Annotated in this window: 2 protein-coding genes; both read left to right on the top strand. The window is 38.3% G+C overall.

Features of this window, described 5'->3' with window-relative positions; translation table 11 throughout:
• Positions 1-6: 6 nt before the first annotated feature.
• Positions 7-4,755, top strand: coding sequence for a non-ribosomal peptide synthetase (locus D0817_RS19645; RefSeq protein WP_127340066.1), 4,749 nt, complete (start codon positions 7-9; stop codon positions 4,753-4,755).
• Between the two features lie 42 nt (positions 4,756-4,797).
• The gene (locus tag D0817_RS19650) at positions 4,798-11,349 is read left to right on the top strand and encodes a non-ribosomal peptide synthetase (protein ID WP_127340067.1); all 6,552 of its coding nucleotides are present in this window, start codon (positions 4,798-4,800) and stop codon (positions 11,347-11,349) included.
• Positions 11,350-11,352: the final 3 nt, after the last annotated feature.

Here is an 11,352-nt window from a genome sequence, read left to right on the forward strand (position 1 = left end):
CATAAGATGAAAAGTAAAAATATTTATAAAATTATCGAGCTTCTTACAAGTAATGGAATTACATTATTTGTGAAGGAGAATGAACTCAGGGTGATGAAAAGAACAGATAATAAACTATCTGAAGAGCTTTTGGCTGTAATCAAATCAAATAAGGAGGAATTAATTACTTTTTTAAGTAGTCAGAAAAACAGTCCGGCCAATAAAGTGAAAACAGTTAGTGATTATGGTTTGCCAGCCGGCATCACCAATAAAAAGTTACAGGATTTCTTTGAGTTACCCCTGCATGAAGGCAGGATATCCAACATATATCCATTAACGCCTTTACAAAAAGGGTTTTTATTTCATAATTTATATGATGACAGCAAATCGGCTTACATATGCCAGTTTCACTGTGATTTAAAAGGTACGGTTTCCATGGCGTCTTTCTATAAAAGCTGGACGTACTTAATGCAGCAGCATACCACCTTGCGAACAGCTGTTTTCGGTGAGGATCTGGACGTACCTGTTCAGTGTGTTTATGACCAGGTGCCGTTGCCGGTAAACGAAATGGATTACAGTATATTATCCAAAGAAGATTCCGAACTAGCGTTTGACAGGTTTTTGGCAGAAGATAAAGAAGCCGGATTCCGTTTGGCGGAGGCCCCATTATTCCGAATGACCTTAATTAAGCTTGAGAATGAACTTACAAGGTTTGTATTCACGCACCACCATATTATATTAGACGGTTGGTCTGTTCAGAATATAATGCGAAATTTCCATGATATTTATGTACAGTTAGAAAGAGGCGGAGCATTGCCAGAACTGGCCTTGGATGATTTCGGTTCACATCTTCGTCACATTGCAAATGTAAATGAGGGCAAAGGCCTGTTGTTTTGGAAAACCTATTTAGCAGAATTGCTATTACCAAGTTATGTTCCGTTTGTAAATGATATTTCTTTGCGAAACAAATTATTTGGAAACAAAAAAACAGAGTTTACCGTTAGCGGAGCCATCAAAGCATTTACGAAAAAACACCGCATCACGGAAAATACTTTATTTCAGGCCGCATGGACGTACCTGTTGTCTAAATATACCGGTAATGAAACGGTTGTTTTTGGTGCGATAATCTCAGGAAGAGATTCCAAACAGGAAAGTGTAGAAGAAAAAATAGGGTTGTACATGAATACCATTCCGGTATGCAGCACGCTGAAAAAAGATATCAAAATAGCCGACTGGTTACAGGAGCTACAAAAGGGACATACCACTGCAAGGGAAGAATATGGCGATTTAGCATTAAGCGATACAGAATCTCAAAGTAACCTGAAAGGAGGATTGTTTGATACCATAATTTCTTTTCAAAACTATCTTGAACAGGAAGATTCCTTAAGTGATGCGAATGAACTGAAAATGCAAAATTTAAAGGGTGATACCGACACCAATTATGCCCTTACATTAGATGTTTATGCTGCGGCAGATCAGCTGAAAATTATCATACAATATAATGATACGCTTATTTCAGACGAAAACATAGTAAAGATCAAAGGACATTTAGAAACCGTACTAGAGAGTCTTTTAAGCGATGCCGAATACCTGAAAGACTTAAACTACCTGACTACAGAGGAAGAAGAAGAATTAGTCAGATTCAATAGTACCGAAAAAGAATATGAAACGAGTAAAACGGTTTTAGATTTAATAGCAGAGCAGGTTGCAGCAAAACCCGAAGCAATAGCACTTGTCTTTGAAGACGAACAGCTTACTTATAAAGAGCTCGATTTAAGATCTAAACTTTGGGCGGTGAAGCTTATTGATTTAGGTGTAACACCTGGATCGGTTGTTGCCCTCCGAATGACACGATCTTTAGACATGATCATGGCTATTCTTTCGGTAATGAAAGCAGGAGCTTCCTACATGGTAATTGATCAGAATCTGCCGGACTCCCGCGCAGCCTATATGATGGAAGAAAGTGACTCAAAAATTATTATTACCAACATTGAGGAGCAGCCAGCAGCATTTGAATCGTATTCCTGGATAACGGCCAAAGAATTAAGACAGCAAAAAGAAGCGAATAACGAGGTAAAATTACCCGAAATAACGTCGGAGAGCCAGGCTTATTTGCTCTACACATCCGGTTCTACGGGCAGGCCGAAAGGATGTATGATTTCCCACGGTAATTTATTCAATTTTATTTTTTGGGGAAATACCTTCTACTTTGAAAATTTAGAAGAAGGAAACTGGGGGCTAATAAGTTCCATGTCTTTTGATTTATCCGTAACGGTAATTTTCACAAGTCTTACCAGAGGAAAAAAACTATTTATAGGCAGTGAGGCAAAGAGCATGGACGTATTGTTAGAAGACTGTTTTAACAATCCGGATATCGATACCCTGATGTTAACGCCCACTCACGTAACGATTCTTGATGGCCTGAACATTCAGGACACCAATATCAAAACCATCATTTGTGGAGGAGAAGAATTAAAAAAGAGCCACATTGAGATTATAAAAAATATCAATCCTGATTGCAGAATCTTTAATGAATACGGACCAACTGAAACCACCGTTGGATGTACTGCCATTGAAGTTTCGCCGGAAGATGAAAAAATAACGATAGGACGCCCCATAGCCAATACAAAAATATACATTCTGGATGCCGACTGTAAAGCAGTACCTGTAGGGGTTGCCGGTGAAATTTATATAAATAGTCCGGGCGTATCCAAAGGATATATAGGCAATCCTGTCTTAACAGCAGAGAAATTTGTACCTGTAAACAATTCAAGATGTTACAGAACAGGAGATTTAGCAAGGTGGGATTCCGAAGGAAGAATTGAATATCTGGGAAGAATAGACGATCAGGTTAAAATTAGAGGCCATCGTATCCAGCTCAAAGAAATTGAATCGGTTTTAGATAGTCTGGAAGGCATTCAGGAATCGACAGTTATCACCAGGGAAGATCATGCAAATAGTAAACACTTAGTAGCCTATGTGGTTTCTAAAGAAGAGATTAGTAACAATCTGATCCAAAAATTTCTGGAAACCAAGCTGCCGGAATATATGGTTCCGCGAATATATGTTCGTTTGGATTTCTTTCCAACCACCAGTGCCGGTAAGATAGATCGAAACGCATTGCCAGTGCCCGAAATTGACAGCAATTATGCAGCACCGGAGTCCGATTTGGAAAAACAACTGGTTGCGGTATGGCAAAAACTTTTAGGAATAGAGCAGGTAGGCGTTCATGATAATTTTTATGAACTTGGAGGAGATTCCATTAAGGCGATTCAGTTAGCCAGCCGCAGCAAATCAATCGGTATCCATTTTCAGGTAAAAGATATTTTTAATTACCAGACCATTTCTGAGATCGTACTGCATTTAAAGAGTGCCGATACAGCGATAAAAGAAACCGGACTTTTAGAAGGAGAATTACCCTTACATCCAATTCAGAAAATGTTCTTTAAAAGAGGTTATGAAGCCATTAATCATAGCAATCAGTCGGTATTGCTTAAAGTTTCAAAATCCATTACCAATGAAGCTCTTGTTTTTGCCTTAGCTGAGTTAGTAAAACATCATGATGTTTTGAGAATGAGTTTTTCTAAGAAGGAAGACAGTTTATATCCGTTGCAGCAATACGATTCCTTTATGCCAAAACTACTCATAGATCAGGTAGTTTCTCTAAGTGATATTGATGCAATATGTACAGGGTACCAGGCTGATCTGGACATTTTCAAAGGCGATCTGGTTCGTTTTGTATTGCTTGAAACATCCGAAGAAGAAGTAGAAAATCGTTTGTTTATTGCAATCCATCATCTGGCCGTAGACGGGGTTTCCTGGAGAATCTTAACCGAAGACCTGATAAACCTTATCGAAAACCATTCGTCCGGGAATACATTTTCCCTGCCGGAAAAAGCGACTTCCTACCGTCAATGGGTGGCCCAGCTTAATGCCTACGCCTCTTCGGCTGCTCTGGAAAGCGAATATACTTACTGGAAGGAAATAGTATCTAATTATTCACCATTACCGGTAGACGTAGCCTACAATAAAAAAATCAGTTATTATGAGACAGAGAATATCAGAGTCTCTTTGCCATCGTCTTTAACCCACCTGCTGGTACATGACATGCATACTATGTACGGGACAGAAATCAATGACATTCTCATCAGTGCCTTATCAATAGCCTTATCAGAATGGATCGATGCGCCGAAAGTGGTTATTGCCTTAGAAGGACACGGCAGGGAAGAGTTGTTTGACGATGTAGATATCAACAGAACAACAGGTTGGTTTACCAGTGTATACCCGGTCTGTTTAGATTTAACCGAAGTAGACGATATCGGTATTCTGATTGCAGATACAAAGGATATGCTAAGAAGTATTCCTAATAAGGGAATCGGGTATAATATTTTGCAATTCGAATCGAATTCTGAGAAGATTAAATCTGATTTTTCAATATTCTACGAGGATATAACTTTCAATTATTTAGGAAGTTTTACAAATGTGCTGGATACAAAAAATGGAAGTACAGTTGATTTAGCTTCCGAATCTACAGGATTAAACGTAGCAAAGCAGAACGTAAATCCCCATAAAATTTCCATAGACAGTATCATCATAGATGGAAGCCTGCAGGTAGACTGGAACTACGATGCAAAACGTTACAAAAAAGAAACGATTCAAAAACTGGCCAATGCTTACATAATGGCACTGGAAGATATCCTCTCCCACAGTAATGGGTTTATGGATCAGGAAGAAGATGAAATGGAAGAAGATGATTATAAAATCTCCATTTTATAAATCGCAATTAGTTAAGTCATAATTTATTTAAAGAAATATAAAATGAAAAGTAAAAATATTCACGAAATTATTGAGCTTCTAAAGAGTGACGACATCACGTTATTTGTAAAAGATAATCAGTTAGGCATTAAAAGTAAAAAAACGACCCAATTACCTGAAGCGCTTTTAGCAATGATAAAAGCGAATAAAGAGGAATTGATTACTTTTTTAAACAGTCAGAAAAACACTCCAGTCAGTAAAGTCAGAACCGTTAGTGATTATGGCCTGCCTACCACTATAACCAATAAAAGGCTGAAGGAATTCCTCGAACTTCCTGTACATGAAAGTAAGGTATCCAATATCTATCCGTTAACGCCTTTACAAAAGGGATTTTTATTTCACAATTTATATGACGATAATAAATCAGATTACATATGCCAGTTTCATTGTGATTTAAAAGGAGCAATTTCCAAAGCATCTTTCGATAAGACCTGGACGTACCTGATACAGCAGCATACCATTTTAAGAACAGCTGTTTTCGGACAGGATCTTGATATTCCCGTTCAGTGTGTTTACGATGAGGTGCAGCTGCCTGTCAGAGAAATCGATTACAGTACATTATCCAATGCGGATTTTGAATCGGCATTTGATACATTTTTGACCGAAGATAAAGAAGCCGGTTTCAATTTTGAAAAAGCACCCTTATTTCGAATGACCCTGATTAATCGTGGCGCTGAAAGTACCCGTTTTGTATTTACACATCATCACATTATACTGGACGGATGGTCGGTTCAGAACATAATGAAAAATTTTCATGCAGCTTACCTGCAATTAGAAACAACAGGAACATTACCCGAAGTGGCAGTAGATGATTTTGGATCACATCTTCGTCATATCTCAGGCCTGAATGAGGCCAAAGGAATGTCATACTGGAAAAACTATTTAGCAGCACTTTCATTACCCGGTTATATCCCGTTTGTTAAAGATATTTCCCTTCGTAATAAATTATTTGGAAACAAAAAGATAGAATTTACGATCAACGGTGCCATAAAAGAGTTTACAAAAAAACACCGTATCACCGAAAATACTTTGTTACAAGGCGCATGGGCGTACCTTTTATCTAAATACACAGGAAATGAAACCGTTGCTTTTGGAGCAACTATCCTGGGCAGGGATTCTAAGGAAGAAAATATAGAAACAAAAATAGGTTTATATATCAATACGATTCCCGTATGCAGTACCGTAAAGAATGATACCAAAATAGCCGACTGGTTACAGGAATTACAGAAGGAACATACAATTGGAAGGGAAGAATACGGGCATTTGGCACTAAACGATATCGAATCGCAAAGTAATTTAAGAGGATCATTGTTTGATACTTTAATTTCCTTTCAAAATTATCCGGAAGCAGCGTCTCCGGCAGAAACTGATGCAAAACTAAGCGTAGAGAATATAGAAGGAATCGAAAGTACAAATTACACCATTTCACTAATTGTATATTCTTCTTTAGATAAGCTAAACATCACATTGAAATATAATAACGAATTTATTTCAGATGAGATGGTCCTGAAAATTAAAGGACATTTAGAAATCGTAATACAAAGTCTTTTAAGTGACGTCGGGTACATAAAAGGGCTACATTATCTAACCAAACAGGAAGAGCACCAATTATTGACGGAGTTCAATAATACAAAAAGAGAATACAATAAGAATCAGTCTATTATTGATATTTTTTCTCAAAAAGCAGCACTTTACCCGGAACGTACCGCCCTGGTTTTTGGATCCGAAGAAATCAGTTACCAAGAGCTGGATATGCGTTCGAATCAGGTGGCGCATTACTTAGTATCAGAAGGAGTAATTCCGGGCACTATAGTTGGTTTGCTGTTTGATCGTTCCTGGGAGATGATCGTGGGAATTCTTGGGGTTTTAAAAACAGGATCCGGATATTTACCATTAGACCCAAATTTACCCGAAAAGCGTATCGAGTATATGCTGGATCAGAGCAGGGCAACATTTTTATTGTCCCAACAACACTATCTGGAGGAATATGCAGCGTACCTTCCGGTGCAGGCCATGGATTCCCATAAAATCAGTTCTCAGAAAACCTCAAACATAGCGGTTAAAACATTAGCCACAGATCTGGCCTATTGCATTTTCACTTCAGGATCGACCGGAAAACCTAAAGGCGTGATGATGAATCACGGGAGTGTCATTAATTTGGTAAACGGTTTAAACGAGCTGGTGTATCACCCGTATGAGGATAAAGTGCTGCGTGTAGCGTTATTGGCTTCGTATGTATTTGATGCTTCCGTGCAACAAATATTCGGATCTTTATTACAAGGACACAGTCTGTACATTTTAGATGATGAAAGCAGAAAAGACGGGGTTAAATTATTGTCTTTCTATAATGAAAACAGCATCGACTTGTCTGACGGGACCCCAACGCATCTTCGTTTATTAGTCAATTCTTTAGAGGAAAAATCAACTTTAACCAGTTTGTCAAGCTGGATATTAGCCGGGGAAGTTTTAGCTAAGGATCTGGTAAACATGTTTCATCAGAAATTAGGCTTACAGACACAATTATACAATTTTTACGGGCCTACAGAGACCTGTGTCGATTCTACATCATTTAAGGTAGATCCTAAAAAACTAGATTATTATACCACCATTCCTATTGGTAAACCCATGCCGAACGAGCGCGTGTATGTTACCGATAACTATGGCAGCCTGGTTCCTGCCGGAATTGTAGGCGAATTGTGTATCGCCGGAGACGGACTGGCTCAAAGATATATTGGGGATCAGTCGCTTACTTCCGAAAAATTTGATTCAGACTGGGTAACATGGGAAGACCGAGTATACAGAACCGGGGATATGGTAAAATGGCTGCCGGATGGTAACCTGGAATATCACGGGCGTAAAGACGACCAGTTAAAAATAAGAGGATATCGAATAGAACCTACAGAAATTGAGCAGTATTTAACCGCGCATCCAAAAATTGAAAATTCAATTATTGTAGTGCAGGAATTTGAAAATGAGAAAGTCTTAATCGCTTACTATCAGGCAAAAGCTAAAATAAATACAGCAGATTTACGAGGATATCTTGCAGCATACCTGCCGGACTATATGATTCCGTCTTTTTATATGCATATTGAAAACTTTCTGTTTACCAGTAATGGAAAAATAGATCGCAAGACGCTGCCGGCATATGAAATCAGCCCGGAAAAAGGAATCATTCCCCCTTCAAATGATGTTGAAGAAAAACTTATAGCCATATATTCAGAGGTTCTTAAAGTCGACAGCAGCATTATTGGTGTTAACAGCAACTTCTTTGATCTGGGAGGACATTCCCTGACAATGATGTTTTTAAATAATAAAATCGAGAAGGTTTTTAAAGTGAAAATTCCTTTAAAGGAAATGATGCGATATGCCACAATATCTGATTTAAGCCAGCTTATGTCAAGGTCTCTTGCCACAGAAAACGGCGATATACAGCCTGCGGAAAAGAGAGCGTATTATCCGTTGTCTTCCTCTCAGAAAAGAATGTATTTCCTGCATGAGTATAACAAAGATTCTTTGGCCTATAACCTTCCTGCTGTTATAACTTTAAACGGAGCGCTGGACAAAGAAAAACTTCAGCTGGCGTATCAAAAATTGATTAAGCGTCATAACAATCTTCGAACTTCATTTGAATTTGCAGAAGGAAACCCTGTACAGCGAATTTTACCTGATGTTGATTTTTCAATAGCAGATCTAGCCAAAGAAGAGGATGTAAATAAAACCATTAAAAACTTTATAAGACCCTTTGATTTACATCAGGCTCCACTGGTACGTGTTGGAATTATATCTGCATCAGCTGACGAACATATAATGATAATAGATACCCATCATATTATTTCCGATGAAGTTACCAATGGTTTGCTGTTAAGAGATTTAACAGCGCTGTACAAAGGAGAAACGCTTTCAGATCTTGCGGTACAATATCAGGATTACGTAATGTGGCGTCTGGAAGAGAAGCAGCAAAAAGAAATTTTAAAACAAAAAGAGTACTGGCTGGGCAAGTTTTCCGATGAGGTTCCTGCACTTCAGCTGCCTTATGATCATGCCAGAACAAAAGAGCAAAGTGAGTTCGGCGATAAGTACGCTATCAATTTAACTACAAATCAAATTGACCAGTTAAAGAAAATGGCCCGTGCGGAAGGAGTAACGATGTACAGTCTTATTTTGGCAATGTATAATGTATTACTCAGTAAATTATCAAACCAGTACGACATCGTGGTAGGAACACCGGTGGCGGGACGAAGCCATGCAGATCTTGAAAAAATTGCAGGTGTTTTTATTAATACGCTAGCCATTAGAAACCAGCTTGACGGAGAACAGGATTTTACTTCTTTTTTACATCAGGTACAGGAAGGCGCTACATTGGCATTCGAAAATCAGTTGTATCCTTACGATGAATTGATAGATTCCCTCGATCTGGAAAGAAATGGAAACAGAAGCCCATTATTCGACGTGTTTTTAAACTATGAATTTGAAAGTGAAAAGTTAGATTTAAAGGATTCGGATCTTAAAATCAGCAATATCGATATTCCCTATCCAATTGCTAAGTTCGACCTGCATTTATCAGTATTGGAAACAGAAGAAAATCTGGAGCTGAGCCTGGCGTACAGCAAAGATTTATTTGAAGTAAAAAGTGCGGAATCTTTCTCGTTTTATTTCATACGAATTGTAAATGCAGTATTAAACAACAGAAACGAACTGCTTAAAAACATTGCTGTTTTATCTGAGGAAGAACAAAATCAGGTGCTGGTTGAATTTAATGATACGGCAAAAGAGTACAATACAGAAAAAACAGTTCTGGATTTGTTTGCAGAACAGGTGACTTTACATCCGGATAACAAGGCCCTTCTATTTGAAGAGGAGAGTGTTACCTATAAAGAATTAGACGTAAATGCTACCAATTGGGCACTGTATTTAATAGAGGCAGGCATTAAACCCGGAGATGTAGTGGCGCTTAGAATGACGAGATCAATAGAAATGATAACAGCAATTCTTGCCATTATAAAATCAGGTGCTGCCTACCTGATAATCGATGCTAATTTACCGGATTCGCGTGCAGCGCATATGATGGAAGAAACTGCTTCCTTATACATAATCACCAATACAGAAGAACGAACTGAAGGGCTGGAATCATATTTCTGGATACCTGTAGCGCAATTGGCGAAAAATACAACAGCAAATGAAACAACTAAATTACCGGAAATAAATTCTGATAGCCTTGCGTATATCCTTTATACATCAGGTTCTACAGGTAAACCTAAAGGCTGTATGATTTCACACGCAAATCTTTTCAATTACATCTTTTGGAGTAACAGTTTTTATTTTAACAATAGTGAAGAAGGCAATTGGGGAATAATGAGTTCTATGTCATTTGATTTATCGGTAACGGCAATTTTTACCAGTTTAACCAGAGGGAAAAAACTCTTTATCGGAAATGAGAAAGAAAGCCTTGATAAGCTGCTGCAGGAGAGTTTTAACAATCCGAAAATAGATACATTAAAACTGACACCAACCCATATTACGCTTTTAAAGGATTTAGACATTCAAAGTACAAATGTCAGCACCATTATTTGTGGCGGGGAGCAATTAAAGAAAAGTCACATACAGATTCTAAAAGATTTAAATCAAAACATGAGGATTTATAACGAGTATGGCCCAACCGAAACTACAGTAGGCTGTTCCTCGATTGAAGTCTCAATAAATGATACGCCTATAACGGTAGGTTGCCCGGCAGCAAACACAAAAATGTACATTTTGGATACGCATCTGAAAGTAGTGCCAGTCGGGGTAACAGGCGAATTGTACATAGGCGGTGCAGGGGTATCCCGAGGTTACATCAACAATCCGGTATTAACAGCAGAGCGATTTGTACCAATCGAAGGTGCAACCTGTTATAAGACCGGAGATTTAGCCCGATGGGATTCAGACGGAAGAATTGAGTACCTGGGAAGAATAGATGATCAGATAAAAATCAGGGGCTACAGAATAGAACCCGGAGAAATAGAACTGGTTTTAGAAAGCCTTCCGTTACTGGAACAAGCTTTTGTAACCGTTAAGGGCGCAGATGAAAACAAGCAATTGTATGCTTATCTGAAAGGAATTAAGGAAATACCAACAGCAGAATTAAAAGAGATTCTTGCAGATGTCCTTCCGAACTATATGATTCCTTCCCATTTTATCTGGCTGGACGCGTTCCCTTACACGACCAATGGAAAAATCGACCAAAAGGCACTATTTGCTAATGAGACACAAATAACAGTCTCCTACGTAGCGCCATCAAATTATATTGAAGAAAAATTAGTCACTATATGGTCCGAAATTCTTGACCTGGAAAGAGATGAGATTAGCGTAGAATCTAATTTTATAAACCTGGGCGGGCATTCTCTAAACGTGATTCAAATGGCCAATACGATCAACAAAGAATTTGGAGTCCAGATCAAACTGGATGACATTTTTAACGGAAAAACGATTCGTCAGCTGTCAGAATCAATAGAAATGAAAACCTGGCTGGAAACAGAAAATGACCAAAAGAGTACTCGCAAAGAAATTGTATTGTAGAAC

It is taken from the genome of Flavobacterium cupreum (assembly GCF_003996965.1).
Taxonomy (GTDB): domain Bacteria; phylum Bacteroidota; class Bacteroidia; order Flavobacteriales; family Flavobacteriaceae; genus Flavobacterium; species Flavobacterium cupreum.